Here is a 21234-nt window from a genome sequence, read left to right as displayed (position 1 = left end):
TTTTTTGTTTGTGTTGGATTGGATTTTGGTGGTGGGCTTGAGATCCATCCCCCTCACCCCAGCCCTCTCCCCCAAGGGGCGAGGGGGAAAGGGAGCAGATTGGGGAAGCTTCAAGTTCTGAGTTCGACTCGGTAATTTCAAGTCGGTGTACCTTGCACATTCACCGCGGTCAGTCCCCTCTCCCTCTGGGAGAGGGCTAGGGTGAGGGGCTCTTAGGGATCGATACCCAACTCGTGTTTGACCAGACCGAGCAACTTGCCCGTATCAATCGGCTTGAGCAAAAAATCCACCACGCTCAAATGCATTGCCGCAATCGCGTCTTTCACATCGGCATCGCCGGAAACAATGATGATCGGCATCGCCGCCCGCACCGACTCACGCACTTGGCGGATCAGCTCGAGGCCATCGACATTGCCCATGCGCAGATCCGTGATCACCAGCCCAATCGAGGGTTTTTCAGCGAGCATCTTCAGCGCCGTTTCACCACTGGCAGCGGTCATGCAACGAATGCCGTCCAACGCGAGAATCTCCGACAACAGCTCCCGGGCGTCCTTGTCGTCATCAACGATCAATACACGCTGAGGTGGAAGATCAGGTTCGAGCATGACTGCACTGAGCGCTTCTCGCTCGGCATCGCTCAAAATATCGTGGTCGGACATGGCGTTCTCTAAGTATTCAAAACAGTCCCTTGGCAAGTGGTCAGACATCGCGGGGCAGAGCTTCAATGTGCACTTCGTCGGATTTTTTTCCAAGGGGGCAAACAAGGGAATTTCCGACTGTTTGCGTAGGGCATCTCCGAAACTGCGCCAATGGTGGCAAAACCTAGACTTACGTCCAATGGGCACCCTGTCCGTAGGGGTCGACCATGGCCGTAACGATCCGACAACAACAATTCGAAAAAGACTGCGGTAATGGTTATGAGTAAAGCGGACGCCTTCACCCAGGCAGGGAAAACCGCGGTATTGCAGAACATTCAGGGCACCCTGCAATTCCTCCAGCGCTTCCCGCCCTTCAATCAGATGGAACACGCCCACCTCGCGTATCTGGTGGAGCAATGTCAGCTGCGTTTCTATGGCCAGGGCGAAAGCATCATCAAACCCGCCGACGGCCCGGTCGAACACTTCCATATCGTCAAACAGGGTCGGGTGGTCGGTGAACGTCAGCACATCACCAAGCCCGGCACCGAAACCACGTTTGAAATCACCACCGGCGAATGTTTTCCGCTGGCCGCGTTGCTCGGCGAACGCGCGACCCGCACCGAACATCTGGCCGGCGAAGACACCTTCTGCCTGCAACTGAACAAACTGGCGTTCATCAAACTGTTTGCCCTTTCCAACGCCTTTCGCGACTTCGCCTTGCGCGGGGTCAGCAGCCTGCTCGATCAGGTCAATCAGCAAGTGCAGCAGAAAGCCGTGGAAACCCTCGGCACGCAGTACTCGCTGAACACCCGACTCGGCGAACTGGCGATGCGTCACCCGGTAACCTGCAGCCCCGACACACCGTTGCGTGAAGCGGTGAAGCTGATGCACGAGCAGCAGGTCGGCAGCATCGTCGCCGTGGATGAACACAAGGCACCGCTGGGGATTTTCACCCTGCGCGATTTGCGCCATGTCGTGGCCGAAGGCATCGGCGATTTCAGTGAAGCCATCGAGCGCCACATGACGCCTTCGCCCTTTTATCTTTCGCCGGATCACAGTGCCTTCGATGCAGCGATTGCGATGACCGAACGGCACATCGCGCACGTCTGTCTGGTCAAGGATCAACGCCTGTGCGGCGTGGTTTCCGAGCGCGATCTGTTTTCGCTGCAACGGGTCGACCTGGTGCATCTGGCCCGGACGATCCGCAGCGCCCAGCGTGTCGAACAACTGGTCAGCCTGCGTGGCGAGATCGGCCAACTGGTCGAGCGCATGCTCGCTCACGGTGCTTCTTCGACGCAGATCACCCACATCATCACCCTGCTCAACGATCACACCGTGTGCCGGGTGATCGAACTGACCCTCGCGGAAAAAGGCGACCCCGGCGTGCCGTTCAGTTGGCTGTGCTTCGGCAGCGAAGGCCGCCGCGAGCAGACGCTGCACACCGATCAGGACAACGGCATTCTGTTCGACGCCCGGGACGCAGCACATGCGGCGGAAATTCGCGGCAAGCTGCTGCCGATCGCCCAGCAGATCAACCAGAGTCTGGCGCTGTGCGGCTTCACCCTGTGCAAGGGCAACATCATGGCCGGCAACCCCGAGCTGTGTCTGTCGCGAGCGGAATGGGCACGGCGTTTTGCGGCGTTTATTCGCGAGGCGACGCCGGAGAATCTGCTCGGGTCGAGCATTTATTTCGACTTGCGCGTGGTCTGGGGTGATGAACAAGGCTGTGAACAACTGCGCCGGGGCATTCTCGATCAGGTCGGCGACAACCGTTTGTTCCAGCGCATGATGGCCGAAAACGCCCTGCGCAACCGTCCACCAGTGGGGCGTTTCCGCGAGTTTGTGCTGGCGCGCAAGAATGGCGAAAAAGCCACGCTGGACCTCAAGGTGCAGGGGCTGACGCCGTTCGTGGATGGCGCGCGACTGCTCGCACTGGCCAACGGCATCGACGCCAACAACACCCTCGAACGCTTCCGTCAGTTGGTCGAGAAAGAAGTCATCGAGCGACTGGATGGCGCGGCGTATGAAGAGGCGTATCACTTCATTCAGCAAACGCGTATGCAACAGCATCAATTGCAGACACGGGAGAACCTGCCCTATTCCAACCGCGTCGACCCGGACAGCCTCAATCATCTCGACCGGCGCATCCTGCGAGAATCCCTGCGCCAGGCCCAGCGCCTGCAAAGCAGCCTGACCTTGCGGTATCAGCTATGAGCCTGTTCTCGTGGCTGCGCCCGGCGAGTGCGGTGGTGCCGGTGGATTTGCAGCAACGTCTGGCGAAGTTGCCGGCGATCAACGAGTTGAGCGAATGCACGTTGCGCGAACAGCGCTGGGTGGTGCTGGATCTGGAAACCACCGGACTGAACCTGAACAAGGATCGCGTGGTGTCGATTGGCGCGGTGGTGATCGAGGATGGCGCGATCGATTTCAGTCAGCAATTCGAACGCACGTTGCGGTGTCGTGAATTGAAGCTCAGCCCAAGCGTGTTGATTCACGGCTTGGGACCGAACGCGATTGCAGCCGGCAGTGAACCGGCCGAGGCATTGTTGGAGTTGCTGGAGTTTGTCGGTGACAGCCCGGTATTGGCGTTTCATGCGCCGTTCGACCAACACATGCTTGGACGTGCGCTAAAGGAGCATCTGGGGCACAAGTTGCAGCAGGTGTTTCTCGATGTCGCCGACATTGCACCGTTGGTGTGTCCGCAGGCGCAGATTCGTGAGGCCGGGCTGGATGAGTGGATCGACTGGTTCAAGCTTGAAGTGTTCGAGCGGCACAACGCGAGCGCCGATGCGCTGGCCACGGCGGAACTGGCGTTGATTCTGTTCAGCCGGGCGCGGGGGCAGCAGATTCATAGTCCGTTGAATTTGCAGCAGCGGTTGAGTCAGTGGAAGCGGCGGCAGCAGGCGCCTTCGTTCTGAAATTGAGTCAAGTCCAAGATCCATCTCCCTCACCCCAGCCCTCTCCCAGAGGGAGAGGGCGCCGACCGAGGTGTCTCGGGTTTTCCATCGACCTGAGAAACCGCGTCGATTATGGATTCAGCAGAAATCTTTCACGTCGGCGTATTGCGTCAATATCCCCCGATCAGTCCCCTCTCCCTCTGGGAGAGGGCTAGGGTGAGGGTGAGGGTCTGCCTTTAACCGCCCACCTGACCAGTGGCCAATTGCTAACCATTCCCACCTCTGCCACAATCGCGAACAATTCGCGTTAGTTAACATTTCCCAATCGGTGATGTCCGGTGTCGTCAGTCCCAAGCCCTAACAGTGAGCTCGTCGGTGCGATGTATCGCGACCATCGCGGTTGGCTGCTGGCATGGTTGCGGCGCAATGTGGCTTGCCCGCAGCGCGCCGAGGACTTGAGCCAGGACACCTTCGTGCGCCTGCTCGGTCGCGACGAAATGCTGACACCGCGCGAGCCACGCGCCTTTCTGGTGGCAATCGCCAAAGGCTTGCTGTTCGACTACTTCCGTCGCGCGGCGCTGGAACAGGCCTACCTCACCGAACTGATGCTGATCCCCGAAGGCGAACAACCTTCGGTGGAAGAACAGCAAATGATCCTCGAAGACCTCAAAGCCATCGACCGCTTGCTCGGCAAACTGTCGACCAAAGCCCGCGCCGCTTTCCTTTATAACCGCCTCGATGGCCTCAGCCATGCCGAGATTGCCGACAAGCTCGGCGCTTCGGTGCCGCGTGTGCGCCAGTATCTGGCGCAAGGCATTCGCCAGTGCTACATCGCCCTGTACGGTGAGCCGACGTGAGTCCGGCCAGTTCCAGACCAGTACCGGCGCATGTGCTGGACGCGGCGATTGCCTGGCAGTTGACCCTCGACTCGAGCAGTCCGCTGGAACGTGAAGAGTTCGCCAAATGGCATGCGGCCAATGAAGAGCACGCCCGCGCCTGGCGCCAACTGGGCATGCTCGATCAGCGTTTCAGCGTGGCCAAAGGCCCGGCTCGCAGCGCCTTGTTGCAATCGCGCGAAGGCATTCGCCGACGGGTACGCAAGCTCGGCAGTGGGCTGGCCAGCGTTGTGGTGCTGGTCGGTGTGGGGCTGTTTGCCAGTGAACGCTTTCTGCCGCTGGATTACTGGCTTGCCGATCAACGCACCGCGACCGGTGAGCAGCGCACTGTGCGTCTGGCTGACGGCACCGTGCTGAATCTCAACACCCACAGTGCGGTGGATGTGCGGTTCGATGACAAGCGCCGATTGATCGTGTTGCAGGAAGGCGAAATTCTCGTCGAGACCGGTCATGGCGATGCGCGGCCCTTTATCGTCGAAACCCGCGAAGGCAGCATGCGCGCCCTGGGTACGCGGTTCCTGGTCAAGCGTGAAGACCAAGGCACGCGCCTGAGTGTGTTGCAGTCGGCGGTCGCGGCGCGCCCGCAATCCAACCCTGAAGAGCAAATCCTCCATGAAGGCCAGCAAGTACTGCTGCGCAGTGACGGGTTGGGCTCGATTGTCGCGCTCAATCCCGGCGCCGATGCCTGGACGCGCGGCATGTTGGTGGTGGATAACGCGCGACTCGGCGATCTGGTGCATGAGCTGGGGCGTTATCGTCGCGGGCATCTGGGCGTGGCGCCGGAAGTGGCGGATCTACGGATAACCGGCAGCTTTCCGCTGCATGACACCGATAAGGCCTTGAGCGCATTGCTGCCGACCCTGCCGGTGCAGATCGAGCGGCATACGCCGTATTGGGTCACAGTCGCGAAGGCTGATATCAAGCCTGAGTAGTGGGCTGGTAGAACTATCGCTTTCGCGAGCAGGCTCGCTCCCACAGGAGAATGTATTCCAAATGTGGGAGCGAGCCTGCTCGCGAAGGCGTCATCCGCGGCAACACTATTTCCAGCTAATAAAAATTATTTTCATCCAGCCCTATCACTTTTTGCTTTTCATCCGGCACACAGGCAATTGAGAAATATTTCCATTCAGGAGCCGCCGTATGTCCCGTTCGCTAGACACCTTGTTGCGCCCCAGTCTGCTGGCCGTCGCCATCGCGCTCAGCGCACCGCTGATCAGCAGTCCGTTGCTCGCCGCGGAACAAGCGTCCAGCGTACGCGCCTACAACCTGCCGGCGGCGCCACTGTCGACCACGCTGAACCAGATCGCCAGCCAGGGCGGCATTGCGCTGTCGCTGAATCCGTCGCTGGCGGCGGGCAAGACTTCGGCACCGGTGAACGGCCAGTACGATGCGACTGGCGCTCTGCGTGCGGCCCTGCGTGGCACGGGTCTGCAACTGGAGCAAAGCAGCACCGGCACTTACACCCTGGTCGCCGTGCCTGAAGGAACGCTGGCCCTGCCGGAAACTTCGGTCATCGGCGTGGAAAACTTCGAAAGCGCCTGGGGCCCGGTCGAAGGCTATACCGCCACTCGCACCGCCGCTGGCAGCAAGACCGACACCGCGCTGGTCGAAGCACCGCGTTCGATCTCCGTCGCTACCCGCCAGCAAATGGACGACCGCAGCGTGCACAGTCTCGACGATGCTGTGCGCTACATGCCGGGCATCACCGCCAGCAGCTACGGCAGCGACACCCGCGCCGACTGGCTGCGTGTGCGCGGTTTCGAACCGACCCAGTTCCTCGACGGTCTGCCGCTGCCAAAAGGCGTGTACGCCAACCCGAAACAGGAAACCTGGAACCTCGACCGCCTCGCCCTGCTGCGCGGCCCAGCCTCCTCGGTTTACGGCCAGACCCCACCGGGCGGCCTGCTGGACATGGTCAGCCGTCGTCCAAGTGCTGAAGCCAGCAACGAAATCCAGCTGCAATACGGCAGCGACAACCACCGTCAGATCAACTTCGCCAGCACCGGCAAGATCGACGATGCCGGGCAGTTTCTCTACGGCCTCAGCGGCGTGGTGCGCGACAGCGGCACCCAGGTCGATCACGTCGACAACAAGCGCTACAACATCGCGCCGAGCCTGACCTGGAACATCGACGACGACACCAAGCTCACCCTGCTGAGCCAGTTCACCCGCGACGATACCGGCATCACCAGCCAGTTCCTGCCGGTGCAGGGCACCAAGATCAAGTCACCGTTCGGCGATATCTCCCATCACAAGAATCTGGGTGATCCGGACTGGGAATATTACGATCGCACCTACTACGCGCTGGGTTATGCCTTCGAACATCGTCTGAACGATGTCTGGCAGTTCAAGCAGAACCTGCGCTACACCAAGTCGGATCTGTCGTTCCAGTCGCTGACGCCGGGTTCCTATCCGTTCGCGCAAGTTGACGATCAGGGCAACGTAAACCGCACCAGCACCAGTGTCGACGAAGACATCAGCCAGTTCGCTGTGGATAACAACTTCCAGGCCGACTTCGCCACCGGTGACATCCGCCACACCCTGCTGTTGGGCCTGGATCACCAGCGCAGCAACACCAACTACACCTCGATTTTCGGTGACGGCCTGCCCACCAACGTCATCACGCCGATCTACGGTCAGCCGATCGTGCGCCCGGCGCGCTCCACGGCGTTTTACGATTATGACCAGAAGACCTACCAGACCGGCCTGTACATCCAGGACCAGATGGCCCTCGACCAGTGGCGCCTGACCCTCGGCGGCCGTGAAGACTGGGTGCACACCAGCACAAAGTTCATCAACAAGGGCGATGCCACCAACACCCAGCGCGACAAGGCCTTCAGTGGCAACGCCGCGCTCAGCTACGTGTTCGACAACGGTTTCGTGCCGTATCTGTCGTACGCCGAGTCTTTCCAGCCGACCACCGGTGCCGACGCCTCGTCCACCGAGTCGCTGAAGCCGACCGAAGGCAAGCAGTGGGAACTGGGCATCAAGTACCAGCCACCGGGCAGCAAAACCCTGCTGACCGCTGCCGTGTATGACCTCACTCAGAAGAACGTCTCGGTCAACACCTTCGTCAACAACGTCTCGATCACCAGCCAGACCGGCGAAGTGAAAGTCAAAGGCCTGGAACTGGAAGCGGTTTCCGACGTCACCGACAACCTGAAAGTAATCGCTGCCTACACCCTGGCCAAATCGGAAGTGCAGAATGGCGTCGACAAGGGCAATCGCCTGCAACTGATGCCGAACCAACAAGCGTCGCTGTGGACCGATTACACCTGGCACGCCGGCGTCCTCGACGGCTTCGGCATTGGCGGTGGCGTGCGTTACACCGGCAACACCTATGGCGACAAGGCCAACACCTGGCTGGGCAAGGCGGATGCCTACACCGTGTTCGACGCTTCGGTGCATTACGACCTCGGCCGTCTGGACAACAGCCTCAAAGGCGCGTCGCTGGCACTCAACGCGACCAACCTGTTCGACAAGGAATACATTTCCACCTGCGACAGCTTCTACTGCTACTACGGCGACACGCGCAGTGTCGTCGCCAGCGCCACCTACAAGTGGTAAGCGATTGAGCTGAAACAGGCCCTGTGACCAGGCCGTCCCTCGTGGACGGCTTTGGTGTTTTTGAAGGTCATGAAATGAAAAGTAAAACAATCCGCCGCTGGTCGTTCATCCACACCTGGACCAGCCTGGTCTGCACCGTGTTTTTGCTGATGCTGGCACTGACCGGTTTGCCGCTGATCTTTCATCACGAGATCGAGCACCTGCTCGGCGACGCACCCGAAGTACGCGAGATGCCGGCCGACACGCCGCGCCTGAATCTGGCGCAACTGGTCGAGGCCGCAGAAAAACATCGTCCCGATGAAGTCGTGCAGTACTTCGGTTTCGATGACGATGAACCGAATGCCGTGCTGACGATCATGGCGAAAACCGCCGGCACTGAGCCGAACTCCTCGCACACCTTCATGCTCGACGCGCGTACCGGTGAAGCACTGGAAACACCGTCAGCCAACGGTGGTTTGATGCTGTTTATCCTGCGCCTGCACGTCGACATGTTCGCCGGGCTGCCGGGCAAGTTGCTGCTGGCGTTCATGGGGCTGCTGTTTGTCGTGGCCATCGTGTCCGGAACGGTGCTGTATTTGCCGTTCATGCGCCGCTTGAAGTTCGGCACGGTGCGCCAGGACAAATCCACAAGGCTGCGCTGGCTCGACCTGCATAACCTGATCGGCGTTGTCACCCTGACCTGGGCGCTGGTGGTCGGCGTGACCGGTGTGATCAGCGCCTGCGCCGACTTGTTGATCGCGGCTTGGCGCAACGATGCGCTGAACACGTTGATCGCGCCTTATCGCGATGCGCCACCGCTGACCCACCTGGCACCGGCCACGCGTTTGCTCGATATCGCTGCTGAAGTTGCGCCGGAGATGAAACCGGATTTCATTGCCTTCCCCGGCACACGCTTTTCCAGTGAACACCATTACTCGGTGTTCATGAAGGGCGGCACGCACCTGACCTCGCATCTGTTGACGCCAGTGCTGATCGACGCCACCACGCTGCAGGTCACCGCCGTGGCTGAACGGCCGTGGTACATGGACGCCATGGGCATGTCGCAGCCGCTGCACTTTGGTGACTACGGCGGCATGCCGATGAAAATTCTCTGGGCCACACTCGATGTACTGACCATCATTGTGCTCGGCAGCGGCGTGTACTTGTGGGTGGTGCGGCGCAGAGCGGCGAAGCCTGTAGTGGAAACGGCGGAGGCCTCTGCATGAAGCCGCGTCAGTCGAATTTCTGGAAGGTGTTCAGCACGCCGATCGTGATTGCGTTGCTCAGTGCGGCAGGGTTGTTTGCGGCGTTGCTTGGGGACGGGATCTGGGATGCGTTGAGCTGGGTTGGTCTGGGTGTTCCAGCATTTCTGGCGATCAGGGGATTGTTGCTGCGCGGGTGAAATCTGTGTTGCCTGGGATGGCCCCTTCGCGAGCAAGCTCGCTCCCACATTTGAAATGCGTTCCCCTGTGGGAGCGAGCTTGCTCCGGGCGGCGTTCCGACGAAGGCGGCAGTAATTACACCATCAATTCCTCGCCAGCCTCGCCGCATCTGGCTAGGCTAACCTCCTGCTCTTCGACGATCACCGAGGTTTACCAATGTCCGCCCCCAGCATGACCCTGTACCACAACACGCTCTCCCCGTTCGTGCGCAAAGTGATGGTGTTGCTGCACGAAACCGGCCAGCAGGATCGCGTCGCCCTGCAAGACTGCGTGCTCAGCCCGGTCAGCCCGAGCCCCGAGCTCAATCTCGACAACCCGCTGGGCAAGATTCCCGCACTGCGTCTGGCTGACGGCAATGTCATCCATGACAGCCGTGTAATCCTCGAATACCTCGACCAGCAGCACGTCGGCAATCCGCTGATCCCGCGCGAAGGCGCGGCGCGCTGGCGGCGTCTGACCCTGGCCTCGATGGCCGACGGGATCATGGATGCGTCAGTGATGGTGCGTTATGAAATGGTCCTGCGTGCGCCGGAAAAACATTGGGACGAATGGCTCGAGGCTCAGCGCGACAAGATCCGCCGCGCTCTCGCTGTACTGGAAAAGGATGCGATTGCCGAGCTGACCAGCCATTTCGATGTGGCGGCGATCAGCGTCGCGTGTGCGTTGGGTTACCTCGATTTGCGTTTCCCGGATCTGGGCTGGCGTGATGCCAATCCGCAATTGGCCAACTGGTTCTTTGAAGTGAGTCAGCGACCGTCCATGATCGCGACCATGCCCAAACCTTAAATCGGCGGCGCCTGTTCCGACCTCTTCGCGAGCAGGCTCGCTCCCACATTGGTTTTGGGTGTGGCAGAGAACTCTGTTTCAGCACCAATCCTGTGGGAGCGAGCCTGCTCGCGAATGCACCACCTCGGTTCCGGCGGCAGCGCTGCAAAAATCAGTGTCACCAAAACCTCCACCTCTCGCTGATCTTCACGCAACCCGCTCATTGCATCGCCCCCACATCAAACTCCAATGGCTTCGCCGGTTTCTGCCCAATCCCGTACCAGTCCAGTTTGCGCGTCAGCACCATGAACACACCGAGCAGACCGAACAGCAACAATGAGCCCATCAACAGCGCGTAATCCTCAGCGCTCAGCAAGCCATAGAGCAGGCCATACAACGCCGCCAGCCCCGCCGAAAAACTCAAACCGTGACGCACACTGCGCAACACGTGGCAGACATAGAACCCGATCAACAGCACACAAGCACTGGCCGACAACAGATACGCTGGGGCAAAACCAATGTGCTCCGACAGCGACAGCAGCAACAGATAAAAGAACGCCAGCGCCACACCGACCAGCGCGTATTGCACCGGGTGCACGGCCAGACTCTTGAGCACTTCGAACAGGAAGAAACCGGCGAACGTCAGGACGATGAACAGCAGGGCATATTTGATCGCCCGGTCGCTCTTCAGGTACTGATCCACCGGATCGATGAAGCTCACGCCGAAGCTGCGACCATTGAACGCCTCGCAATCATTGCCGCTCACGCAACGGCTCATCGCATCTTGCAGGTTGGTCGAGAAGAAAGTGGTCTGCCAATCGGCGCTGAAGCCTTGATCATTGATCTCACGTTTGCCCGGCAGGAAGTTGCCGATGAAACTTGGATGCGGCCAATTCGCAGTGAGGCTGACGCTGCTGCTCTTGCCCACTGGCAACACTTGCAACGAACCGGTGCCTTGCAAGCGCAGGTCAAAACCAAAGCTCAACTCGATGCTTTTGCTGGTATCGAGCTGCGGCAACGTCACTCGCACGCCTTCACCGAGCCAGCCGACTTGAGTGCCCGGCAAGAAGTCCAGACGCTGGCCATCGAGTTCCAGTTTCAGCGCATTTTCGATGCCGCGAATGTCGCTGATACCGACCGCGAGAAACGGCGCATCGAACTGGTAGTCGCTGAAGTCTTCCTTGATGCCCAACTGCGCCGGCAACGAGAAATGGCCGTTGATGCGGTTATCGGCGTGGAATAGCCGCGCCTCATAAATACCCCGCGCACGTAATTCGGTCTGCACCTGGCCGTCGAGTTCAAAACGTTCCGGCAGGAAGTACAAACGCCCGCGCTCTTCGCTCGGTTCGTCGTAGCGCTGATTGGTTTTATCGTTGGTTTTCCAGTTGTGAATCACTTTGCGATACGGCACCACCATCACCGGCCCGCTCAGTTGCTGGCTGGTGCTGGAACTGCGGGCAATGTCTTCGAGCACGCCGGCGCGCAATTGTTGGCGCTCGTCGATGACGCCGTCGATCATCAGCAGCGGGATCAATAACAGCAGGATCAGCAGAGCGATGGCGCCGAGCTTTATCGTCAGATTCTTGTTCATGGGACTCTCCCTGTTTGGATGGGGAAAGTCTGGTGATCGGGTGTGGGGGTTTTGTGGGATGAATGTGGAGATTGTGTGGAAAAATCAAAAGATCGCAGCCTTCGGCAGCTCCTACAGTTGTACGCAATCCAATGTAGGAGCTGCCGAAGGCTGCGATCTTTTGACGATATCAAGGCAAGCGCAATGTCACTTCAACACCGTTTTCGACATTGCGAATCTGCATCGCCCCACCATGCAACTTGACCACCTCTTCAACGAAGTTAAGCCCCAGCCCCGTGCTTTTCCGCCCACTGTCCGGTCGCGGCAATGAGTAGAAGCGCTCGGTCAAACGCGGCAAGGCGTAATCGGGAATCGGCGCGGTTTCATTGAAGAGCCGGTAAACAATCTGCTCCTCTTCGCGCTCGGCACTGAAACGCAGCAGCCCCCGAACCGAAGTGAAATCCAGCGCATTTTCCAGCAAGTTACCCAACGCCTGGCGCAACAGAAACGGCTCGCCGATCAGCAGCAGATCCGCCGCAATCGTCTGCTCGATCCGCAATTGCTTGCCCTCGATCCGCGCCGCCTGCCCTTGCAACAGCTCATCGACCAACACCGTCAAAGGCACCGCGACCCGCTCTTCCAGGCCCTGACGTTGCTCCACCTGCGCCAGATTCAGCAGCCGTTCGATCAACTGCTGCATCCGCGCACTTTCGCTGTCGATGTTGCCGATAAAGCGCAATCGCTGAACCGGCGACATGTCCCCTTGCAGCAACTCCGCGGCGCCACGAATCGCCGCCAGCGGGCTCTTCAATTCATGGGTCAGCGTGTGCACATAACGTTCAACGTAGGCCTTGCCTTCCAGTTGCGTGCGCATCTGCTCCACAGCGTTAGCCAGTTGTTCCAGCTCGCCACCGCGATAGTGCGGCACTTCCACCCGCCGGCCTTCGCTCACCGCTTGGGCATAACCGGTCAAACGGTGCAGCGCGCGGCTCAGCCACCACGACAGCAACGCACCGAACAACAGACCGAGGCCGATCAATCCGGCACCGTAAAACAGCAATCGCCGTTCGGTGCGATCGACATAGGGCTGCAAGGAGCTGTTGGGCTTGGTCACGGTGACCACGCCGATGATCTGGCCATTGTCACGGATCGGCGCGCCGATGTGCATCACCGACGAGCTCGCGTCGTCCGGATCGCTGCGACTGGAACGCGCACCGTACTCGCCACGCAAGGTCAGGTAGACATCGTTCCAGCGCGAGTAGTCCTGCCCCACGGCCACGCCACTGGAATCAAGCACCACGATGCCCTTGGCGTCAGTCACGTAGATCCGGTGGTTGACCTGATTTTTCGGCAAACCCCAAATGGTCGCTTGCGGCTGGCGCTCACCATAGGCGCGCAGCAACTCGGGCCAGCGGTTCTCGCTGAGGGTGCCGGCCTTGAAATCATCCCGCAGGATTTCCGCCATCAGGTTGGCGGTATCGACCAGGGTTTCTTCGGTGGACTGACGCACGCCGGGGCGGATTTCTTCCATCACCGTGTTGAGCACGAAATAACCGGTGAGGCCGACAAACAGCACGTACACCAGAAAGATCCGCAGCCCCAGTGACATCAGCTGTGCCCCGGGCTGTAGCTGTAACCGAGGCCGCGATGGGTCTGGATCGGCTCGGCGTCGGCGCGCACCAGACGCAATTTGGCGCGCACGCTTTTGATGTGGCTGTCGATGCTGCGTTCATAACCGGCGTCGGCCGCCACGCCTAGCGCATCGAGCAATTGCTCGCGGCTGAACACCCGCTCGGGTTGTTCGAGCAGGCATTGCAGCAGGCGGAATTCGTGGCGGGTCAGGCTCAGGGTCTGACCGCGATAAATGATTTGAATCCGCTCCGGATCGATACGAAACAGCGCTGAACTGGTCTCAATCGCTGGACGCGGCGCCATGCGTTTCAGGATTGCCTTTACTCGCGCCGCGACTTCTCGCGGGCTGAACGGCTTGACCACGTAGTCGTCGGCGCCGATTTCCAGCCCGACCACACGATCAATCTCGGCATCCCGGGCGCTGAGGAACAGCACCGGCACCTCGCTGAAGCGCCGCAGCTGCTTGCAAGTCTCAAAACCGCTGATGTCCGGCAGGCCGATGTCGAGGATGATCAGATCGGCCGGGGTCTGCCGCTGATGCTCCAGCGCCGCCGCGCCGAGGCTCAGCCACGTGGTGGCGAAGCCCTCGCCCTGCAAGGCAAAAATCAGCGTGTCGGCAATCGCCGCTTCGTCTTCGACAATCAGGATATGAGGCATGGCGTCCGAGCCCGTGGGTTAAGTGCGCGAACGGTGCCCCAAGCCTGACGTTACGTCAATGAGACCACTTGGCTCAGCAGTCCGGCTTGTCGGCCGTGAAGCGCCGTGCCGGGTTTACTGCCGCGCCGAATTCGCGCAAGGCCTTGGCACCGATCAGCAGCGGATAGTTGAAGTTGCTGCGGTCGGTCAGGTTGACCTCAACGGTACGCTTGACGTTGCCCAGGCACAGCTCCAGATCGACCACCGGACGTTTGGCGACTTCGGTGCTTTCGCCCTCATCCTCTTCATCCGAGCGGCTCTTGATCTTGCTGATCCGTGCGACCTTGTGTTCGTAGACCTTGTTGCTGGCGTCCTTGGTGCCGAGGCGGAACCGTACCCATTCATCGCCGTCGCGGGTGAAGGTTTCGATGTCCTTGGCCGACAGCGAGGCGGTCAGTGCGCCGGTGTCCATCTTGGCCTTGAGCACTTCACCACCGATTTCCGGCAGCGCAATGTATTCATAGCGCCCGTACAGGGTCGGCTCGGCGGCCATGACCGGCAGGGCGACGAGGGCAAACAGTGCAAGGAGGGATTTCACGTAAGGGGTTTCCTTGGAAAATGAGGGCGGCAGACTGGGATTTTAGACACCCATTGAGTCATTCGTTCGCCTTGAATCGCTTTCGCGAGCAGGATCGCTCCCACAGGGTTTTGTGCTGAGCAGACATTTTTAATACACCTGAATCCAGTGTGGGAGCGAGCCTGCTCGCGAAGAGGACAGCACATTCAACACAACGCTTGAAGCAAAGCATACCGGCCCAAAAGTGAAACATTCGTCACCACCGATTTGGCCTGCCGCGCGAAGCTGCTTATCATGGCGCGCCCATCCGTTTGCAAAGAGTTGCTTATGCGCCGCCTGCTCACCGGCTGTTTCGTCACCCTGCTGCTGTTGCTCAACACCCTGATCCTGATCGGGCCGTTGTTGGTTTTCGCCCTGCTCAAACTGATCGCACCAGGCCGCTGGCGCGATTACGCGTCGGGGGCGGTGATGTGGATCGCCGAGACCTGGGCGGAAATCGACAAGCTGATTTTCCGCCTGTGCATTCCCACCCAATGGGACATTCGCGGTGGCGAAGATTTGCGCGGTGACACTTCGTATCTGGTGGTCAGCAACCACCAGTCGTGGGTCGATATTCCGGCGCTGATCCAGACCCTCAACCGGCGCACGCCATTCTTCAAATTCTTCCTCAAGAAGGAACTGATCTGGGTACCGTTTCTGGGGCTGGCGTGGTGGGCGCTGGATTACCCGTTCATGAAGCGCTACACCAAGGCATTCCTGGCGAAGCACCCGGAGCTGGCCGGCAAGGATCTGGAAATCACCAAACAGGCCTGCGAGCTGTTCAAGCGTCAGCCGGTGACTGTGGTCAATTATCTGGAAGGCACGCGCTACACCGCCGCGAAAAGCGCGCAGCAGCAATCACCCTTCAACCACTTGCTCAAGCCCAAGGCCGGCGGCGTGGCGTTTGTCCTGGCGGCGATGGGTGAACAACTGGATGCGATTCTCGACGTCACCGTGGTGTATCCACAGGCGAAGATCCCGGGTTTCTGGGATTTGATCAGCGGCAACGTGCCGCGCGTGATCATCGACATCAAGACCCGCGAACTCGACCCGGCGCTGTGGCAGGGCGATTACGAGAATGATCCGGCGTTTCGCCAGACGGTCCAGAGCTGGGTCAACCGGCTCTGGAACGAGAAGGATCAGCGCATCGCCGAACTGCGCAGCGAGCGCGGCTGAATCAGCTACCGGTGCCGGCGCCCCAGATGCTGCCCAGGCTGCTCAGCAGCGAACCGCCGACGCCCTGCTGACCGAGGTATTGCAACAGCACAGGGGCAAACTGGCCGATCATGCCGCTGTCCATGCCCAATGCGCTGAAGGCATTGTTCAGGTCATTGGTGTCCTTGACGTTGCCCAGCGCGTTTTCCAGACCGGCGGATTTGCCGGACGAACCGAGCAAAGCCCCCAACGCCGCCAGATTGCCGCTGCCACCCGACAGTTTGTCGATGCCCGGCACTTCCTTGGCCAACTGCGAATAATCGGTACTGCTCAATTGATTCTTCGCCAGACCAAGCATCGCACTGGTGCCGCCAACGGCTTGCTCCGGCGTGACATCCAGCGCACTGAGGGCACTGAGCAAACCGGCGGTTTCCGAGGTCGGCGCCGCAGCGGCCGCCTTGTCACCGCCCTGCATCCCCGAAACCGCACCAGCGACGTCGTTCAGACTGAAACCGGCAAACACCGGCCCGGCGGCCAGGGTCAGGAGCGATGCCAAGGTAAAACCGCGTGAAATCTTCATCAGACATCCTCTTGCGCTGTAAAAACCACCCGGTGAACGGGCAGTGAAACTGCCGGTTTGACCGGGTATCCGCCGGCATGTTCCGGCGCGGCGCATCCATTTTCATCCGGCTCACGTATATAAAACGTGAAATCCCGGACACCCTCGTGATGAATGGCACAACCGCTGTCGCTGAACTAGCCTGTGAACAGTCCGAGCCCAGCCCTCGTCGCCCGACCTTTGCCTGGAGAGTCGTCATTTCCATCGCCGACACCGATCAGCTGCGACAGTTGTTGGCCCAGTGTTCACTGGGTGATCGTCGCGCCTTCGAAACGCTCTATCGCAGTGTCGGCCCACGCTTGCATGGCGTTGCCCTGCGCTTTATGGGCCGTGCCGATCTGGCCGAAGAAGTGCTGCAGGAAGCCTTCGTGCGCATCTGGAACAACGCCTCGCGCTACGAAGCGCACCTGTCCGCGCCGCTGACCTGGATGATCAACATCACTCGCAATCAAGCCATCGATCAGTTGCGCAAACACCGTGACCGGCCACTGACTGACCTCGAACAGGACGCCCTGCCGGACGAAAGCCCCTCGGCTCACGACCAACTGAACAGCGCCCGCGAAGCTCATGCGCTGAACCGCTGCCTGGAGACCCTCGAAAGCATGCAGCGCCAGTCAATCACCGTGGCCTACTTTCAAGGATTGTCGTGCACGGAACTCGCCGAACATCTGGCCACGCCACTGGGAACGGTGAAATCGTGGATCCGCCGTGGCATGGAACGTCTGCGTCGGTGCCTTGAATCATGAATTACCAGACCCCTGCCCTGCGCCGCGCCCTCGCCGCCGATTACGCGATTGGCCTGATGTCTGCACCTGCGCGGCGGCGCTTTGAACAGTTGCTGCTGGATGACACGACATTAAGGGCTGAACTGGCGCAATGGCAGGAAAGCCTCGTCTCTCTCACCGAAGCGCTGCCGGAACATCCGGTGCCCGACCGCGTGTGGCAAGGCATCACCGCGCGCATCGAACCGCAGGTGCTGCATGTGCCTGAGAAACGGCCATTCTGGAACTGGCTGCGACTCACCGCTGCGATCTGCTCCATTGCCGTGCTGGTGCTCCTCGGCTCGCTGTACAACCGCGACGACGCCCGCTACCGCGCCACGCTGTTGACCGCTGATGCGCAACCGGCGCTGAAGGTCGAGGCGCATGCGGATTATCTGCAGGTCGAGCCGCTGACGCTGGCGGCGGTTGATGCGGATCGCAGCCTGGAACTGTGGGCGATTCCGGCTGACGGCAAACCGATCTCGCTTGGGGTCATTCCGGCGGGTGGCAAAGGCAAGGTTGAGTTGAACGAAGCGCAGAAGATGTTGATCGGCAAACCGATTGCTTTGGCGGTCAGTCTGGAACCTAAAGGTGGCTCGCCGACTGGGCAACCGACCGGACCGGTTCTGTATCAAGGGGCGCTGGCGGCGCTGTAAAGCAAAGCCCCTCACCCTAGCCCTCTCCCAAAGGGAGAGGGGACTGACCGTGGGATATTGACGTAATACGCCGACGTGAAAGACTTGCGTTGAATCCATAGTCGACTCGATCTTTCAGGTCGATGTACGACGCAAGACACCTCGGTTGGCCCCATCTCCCTCCGGGAGAGGGCTGGGCGGGCGGCGTTCCGATGAGGGTAGCTCTTGACCTTGGCTTGCAACAAAAACGGCGACCCTGAGGTCGCCGCTTTGTATTGCGCTTAAGCCTACGCCGCACTAAACAACTTATGCGGATCAATCACAAACTTCTTCGGCACGCCCGCATCGAACTCGCCGTAACCTTCCGGCGCCTGATCCAGACTGATCACCTGCACGCCCACCACTTCGGCGATATTGATGCGATCCCACATGATCGCCTGCATCAGTTGACGGTTGTACTTCATCACCGGGGTCTGGCCGGTGTGGAAGCTGTGGGATTTCGCCCAGCCCAGACCGAAGCGAATGCTCAGGCTGCCCATTTTCGCCGCGGCATCCACAGCGCCCGGATCTTCGGTGACGTACAGACCTGGAATACCGATTTTGCCAGCAACGCGAACCACGCCCATCAGTGAGTTGAGCACGGTGGCCGGCGCTTCGGCTTTGACGCCGTCGTGGCCGTGGCCGCGTGCTTCGAAGCCGACGCAGTCCACCGCGCAATCCACTTCCGGTTCGCCCAGCAGTGCGGCGATCTGTTCGTGCAGCGGCGTGTCTTTCGACAGGTCGACGATTTCAAAACCCTGGGCTTTGGCGTGGGCCAAGCGGATGGTGTTGACGTCGCCGACGATCACCACCGCCGCACCGAGCAAACGCGCAGAGGCAGCGGCGGCCAGACCGACCGGACCAGCGCCGGCAATGTACACGGTGCTGCCCGGGCCAACGCCTGCGGTGACTGCGCCGTGGTAACCGGTCGGGAGGATGTCGGAGAGGCAGGTCAGGTCGCGGATTTTCTCCATGGCCTTGTCGCGGTCCGGCAGTTTCAGCAGGTTGAAGTCGGCGTATGGCACCAGCACGTATTCAGCCTGGCCACCGGTCCAGTCGCCCATGTCGACGTAGCCGTATGCGCCGCCGGCACGGGCCGGGTTGACGGTCAGGCAGACGCCGGTGTGTTGCTCTTTGCAGGAACGGCAGCGCCCGCAAGCCACGTTGAACGGTACGGAAACCAGGTCACCGATTTTCAGGTTTTCGACGTCGGAGCCTTTTTCGATCACCTCGCCGGTGATCTCGTGGCCCAGCACCAGACCGGTCTGCGCCGTGGTACGGCCGCGCACCATGTGCTGGTCGGAGCCGCAGATATTGGTGGAAACCACTTTGAGAATGACCCCGTGCTCGATCTTGCGACCGCGCGGGTCCTGCATTTTCGGATAGTCGATTTTCTGTACTTCGACCTTGCCAGCGCCGAGATACACCACACCACGATTGCCAGACATGCTTTCACCTCGCTGTTGTTTTTATGGAACCGCGTTGCCCAGGCAGGCAGCGCGTTGAATGCTCGGGTATTGCTTGTTGGTTTTGCGTTGCTTGTTATGGCCCTATCGCGAGCAGGCTCACTCCTACATTGGAATGCGTACCCCTTGTAGGAGTGAGCCTGCTCGCGATAGCTATCTAAAGAACGACCGTGCGATTGGCGTTGAGGAAAACCCTTCGCTCAATGTGATACCCAACCGCCCGCGCAAGTGTCAGGCCTTCAATATCCCGCCCCTTGGCAATCAGATCCTCAGGGTAATGACTGTGATCCACCACCTCGACGCCCTGGGCAATGATCGGCCCTTCATCGAGGTCGTTATTGATGTAATGCGCCGTCGCGCCAACCAGTTTCACGCCCTTGTTGTAGGCCTGGTGATACGGCTTGGCGCCCTTGAAGCCGGGCAGCAACGAGTGGTGAATGTTGATCGCCTTGCCATCGAGCTTGCGGCACAGTTCCGGCGACAACACCTGCATGTAGCGGGCGAGAATCACCAGTTCGGCGCCGGACTCTTCGATCACTTGCCACACCTGACGCTCCTGCGACGGCTTGTCGTTGGGGTCGAGGGGGAAATGGTAGTAGGGAATCTGGTGCCAGTCGGCCAGCGGTTTCAGATCCGGGTGATTGGAGACCACCGCCGCGACGTCCATCGACAACTGGCCAATGCGCTGGCGGTAGAGCAAATCGTTGAGGCAGTGATCGGCCTTGGAGACCATGATCACCACTTTTGGCCGGTAGTTCGGCGCGGTCAGCTCGAAGATCATGCCGAAGGCCTGGCCGCGTTCGGCGAGGCCGGCACGGAAGGACTGTTCGTCGAAGCCGTCGGGCTGACGAAATTCCACGCGAATGAAGAAACGCCCGGAGAGGCGGTCATCGAACGAATGGTGCTCGGTGACGTAGCAGCCCTGCTCGAACAGGAAACGCGTCACCGCGTCCACGGTGCCGAGGACGCTGGGGCAGTCGGCGGTCAGAATCCATGTGTCTGGGGCGCGGCTCATGGTGCGGTGACTCCTGTTCTTTTGTGCGGGGTGTCAGGTTTTCCCTCACCCTAGCCCTCTCCCAGAGGGAGAGGGGACTGACCGAGGTGTTGTTTCGAGCTACGCCGACCTGAAATATCGCGGCGAACTCAGGCTCGAAAACTCCACAAATCTGCTCCCTTTCCCCCTCTCCCCCCTGGGGGAGAGGGCTGGGGTGAGGGGGTAGCTCTTGATCTTTCAGGCCTGAACGCTCAACCCGTACTCAGCCGATGCATCCTGCAACCACAACCACCAGTAATCCGAAAAGCTGCGACGAATCAGCAATTCCCAGGTGTCTTCAGCGGTATGTCGAATCATCAGCTGCGACTTGGCGAACACCGTGCCGACCGCTTTCCCGACCGGGAAGTTGTTCGGGTGCACGTCATAGCTGGTCGACTTCATCAGCACCTGACGTACATTCGGCCCGCTCAGTTCGAGCACTTGCTGGCCGCCGCTGACGTTGACGATCGCGATGTGCAGATCGCCGAGCGCTTCACGCAGTTTCTGTTCGGCGGCGTACTCTTCACCGCTTGGCACAATCAGCAGCCACTCATCCGGGCCCATCCATTGCAGGCTGGTTTCGCCTTTGACGATGACGCTCAGAGCGCCGGGCAATTCAATGCCCAGGGCTTTGTGCACACCGGCGGCGAACGCGGCATCGTGGCCATCGCCACGGATGGTCAAATGGCCGAGGAGTTTCTTTTCACGCACGATCACGCCGGCGTTCTTGCGGCCCTTGCCGACCAGGCTGGCGAGGTCGGCATGGTGCAGCGACGACTCGGCCTTGGCGCCGGTGGTCGGGCGTTGTTGGTAAACATTGGCTGTGGTCATAAAGCACCTTTGCTGAATTCTGACTTGAGCCCTGTGTAGGCAGATCTACCGCTATCG

General features: G+C 60.1%; 20 protein-coding genes. 11 read left to right on the top strand and 9 right to left on the bottom strand.

Annotation, left to right across the window (positions count from 1 at the left end; genetic code table 11):
• Nucleotides 1-212: 212 nt before the first annotated feature.
• Nucleotides 213-659: a response regulator gene (locus tag ACOYXE_RS25195; protein ID WP_160059681.1), complete on the bottom strand. Its 447-nt coding sequence runs from the start codon at nucleotides 657-659 to the stop codon at nucleotides 213-215.
• 258 nt (nucleotides 660-917) lie between these two features.
• Here ACOYXE_RS25195 and ACOYXE_RS25190 point away from each other — a divergent pair, with 258 nt between their 5' ends.
• The 8 genes from ACOYXE_RS25190 to ACOYXE_RS25155 all read left to right on the top strand — a co-directional run bounded on the left by ACOYXE_RS25190 (nucleotide 918) and on the right by ACOYXE_RS25155 (nucleotide 10205).
• A complete protein-coding gene (locus ACOYXE_RS25190; protein WP_342794316.1) occupies nucleotides 918-2852 on the top strand; it encodes a putative nucleotidyltransferase substrate binding domain-containing protein in 1935 nt (644 codons plus the stop codon).
• Entirely contained in the window at nucleotides 2849-3556 is a 708-nt protein-coding gene (locus ACOYXE_RS25185) for a 3'-5' exonuclease (RefSeq protein WP_460926801.1), read from the top strand. Before ACOYXE_RS25190 ends, ACOYXE_RS25185 begins: the two co-directional genes overlap by 4 nt.
• 359 nt (nucleotides 3557-3915) lie before the next feature.
• Nucleotides 3916-4392 carry an RNA polymerase sigma factor gene (locus ACOYXE_RS25180; protein WP_460929885.1) on the top strand — a complete coding sequence of 159 codons (477 nt, stop codon included), beginning with the start codon at nucleotides 3916-3918 and terminating at the stop codon, nucleotides 4390-4392.
• A complete protein-coding gene (locus tag ACOYXE_RS25175) occupies nucleotides 4389-5363 on the top strand; it encodes a FecR domain-containing protein (RefSeq protein ID WP_460926800.1) in 975 nt (324 codons plus the stop codon). The genes ACOYXE_RS25180 and ACOYXE_RS25175 overlap by 4 nt, the downstream gene beginning before the upstream one ends.
• Nucleotides 5364-5571: 208 nt before the next feature.
• Nucleotides 5572-7998: a TonB-dependent siderophore receptor gene (locus ACOYXE_RS25170; RefSeq protein ID WP_405122750.1), complete on the top strand. Its 2427-nt coding sequence runs from the start codon at nucleotides 5572-5574 to the stop codon at nucleotides 7996-7998.
• A 74-nt stretch (nucleotides 7999-8072) separates the two neighbouring features.
• Nucleotides 8073-9203: a PepSY-associated TM helix domain-containing protein gene (locus ACOYXE_RS25165; RefSeq protein WP_460926799.1), complete on the top strand. Its 1131-nt coding sequence runs from the start codon at nucleotides 8073-8075 to the stop codon at nucleotides 9201-9203.
• Complete coding sequence (locus ACOYXE_RS25160; RefSeq protein ID WP_160059688.1) at nucleotides 9200-9379, top strand: hypothetical protein; 180 nt, start codon at nucleotides 9200-9202, stop codon at nucleotides 9377-9379. Before ACOYXE_RS25165 ends, ACOYXE_RS25160 begins: the two co-directional genes overlap by 4 nt.
• Before the next feature lie 196 nt (nucleotides 9380-9575).
• Nucleotides 9576-10205 (top strand): glutathione S-transferase, encoded by a 630-nt coding sequence (locus ACOYXE_RS25155; protein ID WP_160059689.1) that lies wholly within the window; start codon nucleotides 9576-9578, stop codon nucleotides 10203-10205.
• A 199-nt stretch (nucleotides 10206-10404) separates the two neighbouring features.
• Here ACOYXE_RS25155 and creD read toward each other — a convergent pair whose 3' ends face one another.
• From creD to rloA2, 4 genes are all read right to left on the bottom strand, one after another.
• Nucleotides 10405-11775: a cell envelope integrity protein CreD gene (creD, locus tag ACOYXE_RS25150; RefSeq protein ID WP_460926798.1), complete on the bottom strand. Its 1371-nt coding sequence runs from the start codon at nucleotides 11773-11775 to the stop codon at nucleotides 10405-10407.
• 169 nt (nucleotides 11776-11944) lie between these two features.
• Nucleotides 11945-13363 (bottom strand): two-component system sensor histidine kinase CreC, encoded by a 1419-nt coding sequence (gene creC / locus ACOYXE_RS25145; protein ID WP_460926797.1) that lies wholly within the window; start codon nucleotides 13361-13363, stop codon nucleotides 11945-11947.
• Nucleotides 13363-14043: a two-component system response regulator CreB gene (creB, locus tag ACOYXE_RS25140; RefSeq protein WP_160059692.1), complete on the bottom strand. Its 681-nt coding sequence runs from the start codon at nucleotides 14041-14043 to the stop codon at nucleotides 13363-13365. The genes creC and creB overlap by 1 nt, the downstream gene beginning before the upstream one ends.
• Nucleotides 14044-14116: 73 nt before the next feature.
• Complete coding sequence (gene rloA2, locus ACOYXE_RS25135; RefSeq protein WP_007909997.1) at nucleotides 14117-14620, bottom strand: retropepsin-like aspartic peptidase RloA2; 504 nt, start codon at nucleotides 14618-14620, stop codon at nucleotides 14117-14119.
• A gap of 306 nt (nucleotides 14621-14926) precedes the next feature.
• Here rloA2 and ACOYXE_RS25130 point away from each other — a divergent pair, with 306 nt between their 5' ends.
• Nucleotides 14927-15814 carry an acyltransferase gene (locus ACOYXE_RS25130; RefSeq protein ID WP_160059693.1) on the top strand — a complete coding sequence of 296 codons (888 nt, stop codon included), beginning with the start codon at nucleotides 14927-14929 and terminating at the stop codon, nucleotides 15812-15814.
• A gap of 1 nt (nucleotide 15815) precedes the next feature.
• Here the strand turns inward: ACOYXE_RS25130 and ACOYXE_RS25125 are convergent, their stop codons facing one another.
• Nucleotides 15816-16373 (bottom strand): DUF2780 domain-containing protein, encoded by a 558-nt coding sequence (locus ACOYXE_RS25125; protein WP_160059694.1) that lies wholly within the window; start codon nucleotides 16371-16373, stop codon nucleotides 15816-15818.
• Nucleotides 16374-16522: 149 nt separating this feature from the next.
• Here ACOYXE_RS25125 and ACOYXE_RS25120 point away from each other — a divergent pair, with 149 nt between their 5' ends.
• Both ACOYXE_RS25120 and ACOYXE_RS25115 read left to right on the top strand, forming a co-directional pair.
• Nucleotides 16523-17158: an RNA polymerase sigma factor gene (locus tag ACOYXE_RS25120; RefSeq protein WP_405122748.1), complete on the top strand. Its 636-nt coding sequence runs from the start codon at nucleotides 16523-16525 to the stop codon at nucleotides 17156-17158.
• Nucleotides 17155-17829, top strand: a complete 675-nt coding sequence (locus ACOYXE_RS25115) for an anti-sigma factor (RefSeq protein ID WP_405122747.1) — start codon at nucleotides 17155-17157, stop codon at nucleotides 17827-17829. The genes ACOYXE_RS25120 and ACOYXE_RS25115 overlap by 4 nt, the downstream gene beginning before the upstream one ends.
• 266 nt (nucleotides 17830-18095) lie before the next feature.
• On the opposite strand, the gene fdhA is transcribed toward ACOYXE_RS25115, so the two are convergent.
• The 3 genes from fdhA to ACOYXE_RS25100 all read right to left on the bottom strand — a co-directional run bounded on the left by fdhA (nucleotide 18096) and on the right by ACOYXE_RS25100 (nucleotide 21177).
• Nucleotides 18096-19295, bottom strand: coding sequence for a formaldehyde dehydrogenase, glutathione-independent (fdhA, locus tag ACOYXE_RS25110; RefSeq protein ID WP_093429915.1), 1200 nt, complete (start codon nucleotides 19293-19295; stop codon nucleotides 18096-18098).
• A gap of 175 nt (nucleotides 19296-19470) precedes the next feature.
• Complete coding sequence (purU, locus tag ACOYXE_RS25105; RefSeq protein WP_405122746.1) at nucleotides 19471-20328, bottom strand: formyltetrahydrofolate deformylase; 858 nt, start codon at nucleotides 20326-20328, stop codon at nucleotides 19471-19473.
• Between the two features lie 216 nt (nucleotides 20329-20544).
• A complete protein-coding gene (locus ACOYXE_RS25100) occupies nucleotides 20545-21177 on the bottom strand; it encodes a sarcosine oxidase subunit gamma (RefSeq protein WP_160059697.1) in 633 nt (210 codons plus the stop codon).
• Nucleotides 21178-21234 lie beyond the last annotated feature (57 nt).

The sequence above is a fragment of the Pseudomonas sp. MC6 genome (assembly GCF_054790575.1).
Note: the sequence above shows the minus strand (reverse complement) of the source record. Positions and strands in the feature narration are given on the sequence as shown.

What these genes read in the sequence shown, in the direction of transcription:
- creD (WP_460926798.1), bottom strand. Translation starts at nt 11,775, where the DNA reads ATGAACAAGAATCTGACGATAAAGCTCGGCGCCATCGCTCTGCTGATC.
- creB (WP_160059692.1), bottom strand. Translation starts at nt 14,043, where the DNA reads ATGCCTCATATCCTGATTGTCGAAGACGAAGCGGCGATTGCCGACACG.
- creC (WP_460926797.1), bottom strand. Translation starts at nt 13,363, where the DNA reads ATGTCACTGGGGCTGCGGATCTTTCTGGTGTACGTGCTGTTTGTCGGC.
- ACOYXE_RS25165 (WP_460926799.1), top strand. Translation starts at nt 8,073, where the DNA reads ATGAAAAGTAAAACAATCCGCCGCTGGTCGTTCATCCACACCTGGACC.
- fdhA (WP_093429915.1), bottom strand. Translation starts at nt 19,295, where the DNA reads ATGTCTGGCAATCGTGGTGTGGTGTATCTCGGCGCTGGCAAGGTCGAA.
- ACOYXE_RS25185 (WP_460926801.1), top strand. Translation starts at nt 2,849, where the DNA reads ATGAGCCTGTTCTCGTGGCTGCGCCCGGCGAGTGCGGTGGTGCCGGTG.
- ACOYXE_RS25190 (WP_342794316.1), top strand. Translation starts at nt 918, where the DNA reads ATGAGTAAAGCGGACGCCTTCACCCAGGCAGGGAAAACCGCGGTATTG.
- ACOYXE_RS25130 (WP_160059693.1), top strand. Translation starts at nt 14,927, where the DNA reads ATGCGCCGCCTGCTCACCGGCTGTTTCGTCACCCTGCTGCTGTTGCTC.
- ACOYXE_RS25115 (WP_405122747.1), top strand. Translation starts at nt 17,155, where the DNA reads ATGAATTACCAGACCCCTGCCCTGCGCCGCGCCCTCGCCGCCGATTAC.
- ACOYXE_RS25170 (WP_405122750.1), top strand. Translation starts at nt 5,572, where the DNA reads ATGTCCCGTTCGCTAGACACCTTGTTGCGCCCCAGTCTGCTGGCCGTC.
- ACOYXE_RS25180 (WP_460929885.1), top strand. Translation starts at nt 3,916, where the DNA reads ATGTATCGCGACCATCGCGGTTGGCTGCTGGCATGGTTGCGGCGCAAT.
- purU (WP_405122746.1), bottom strand. Translation starts at nt 20,328, where the DNA reads ATGAGCCGCGCCCCAGACACATGGATTCTGACCGCCGACTGCCCCAGC.
- ACOYXE_RS25160 (WP_160059688.1), top strand. Translation starts at nt 9,200, where the DNA reads ATGAAGCCGCGTCAGTCGAATTTCTGGAAGGTGTTCAGCACGCCGATC.
- ACOYXE_RS25195 (WP_160059681.1), bottom strand. Translation starts at nt 659, where the DNA reads ATGTCCGACCACGATATTTTGAGCGATGCCGAGCGAGAAGCGCTCAGT.
- ACOYXE_RS25125 (WP_160059694.1), bottom strand. Translation starts at nt 16,373, where the DNA reads ATGAAGATTTCACGCGGTTTTACCTTGGCATCGCTCCTGACCCTGGCC.
- ACOYXE_RS25120 (WP_405122748.1), top strand. Translation starts at nt 16,523, where the DNA reads ATGAATGGCACAACCGCTGTCGCTGAACTAGCCTGTGAACAGTCCGAG.
- ACOYXE_RS25155 (WP_160059689.1), top strand. Translation starts at nt 9,576, where the DNA reads ATGTCCGCCCCCAGCATGACCCTGTACCACAACACGCTCTCCCCGTTC.
- ACOYXE_RS25100 (WP_160059697.1), bottom strand. Translation starts at nt 21,177, where the DNA reads ATGACCACAGCCAATGTTTACCAACAACGCCCGACCACCGGCGCCAAG.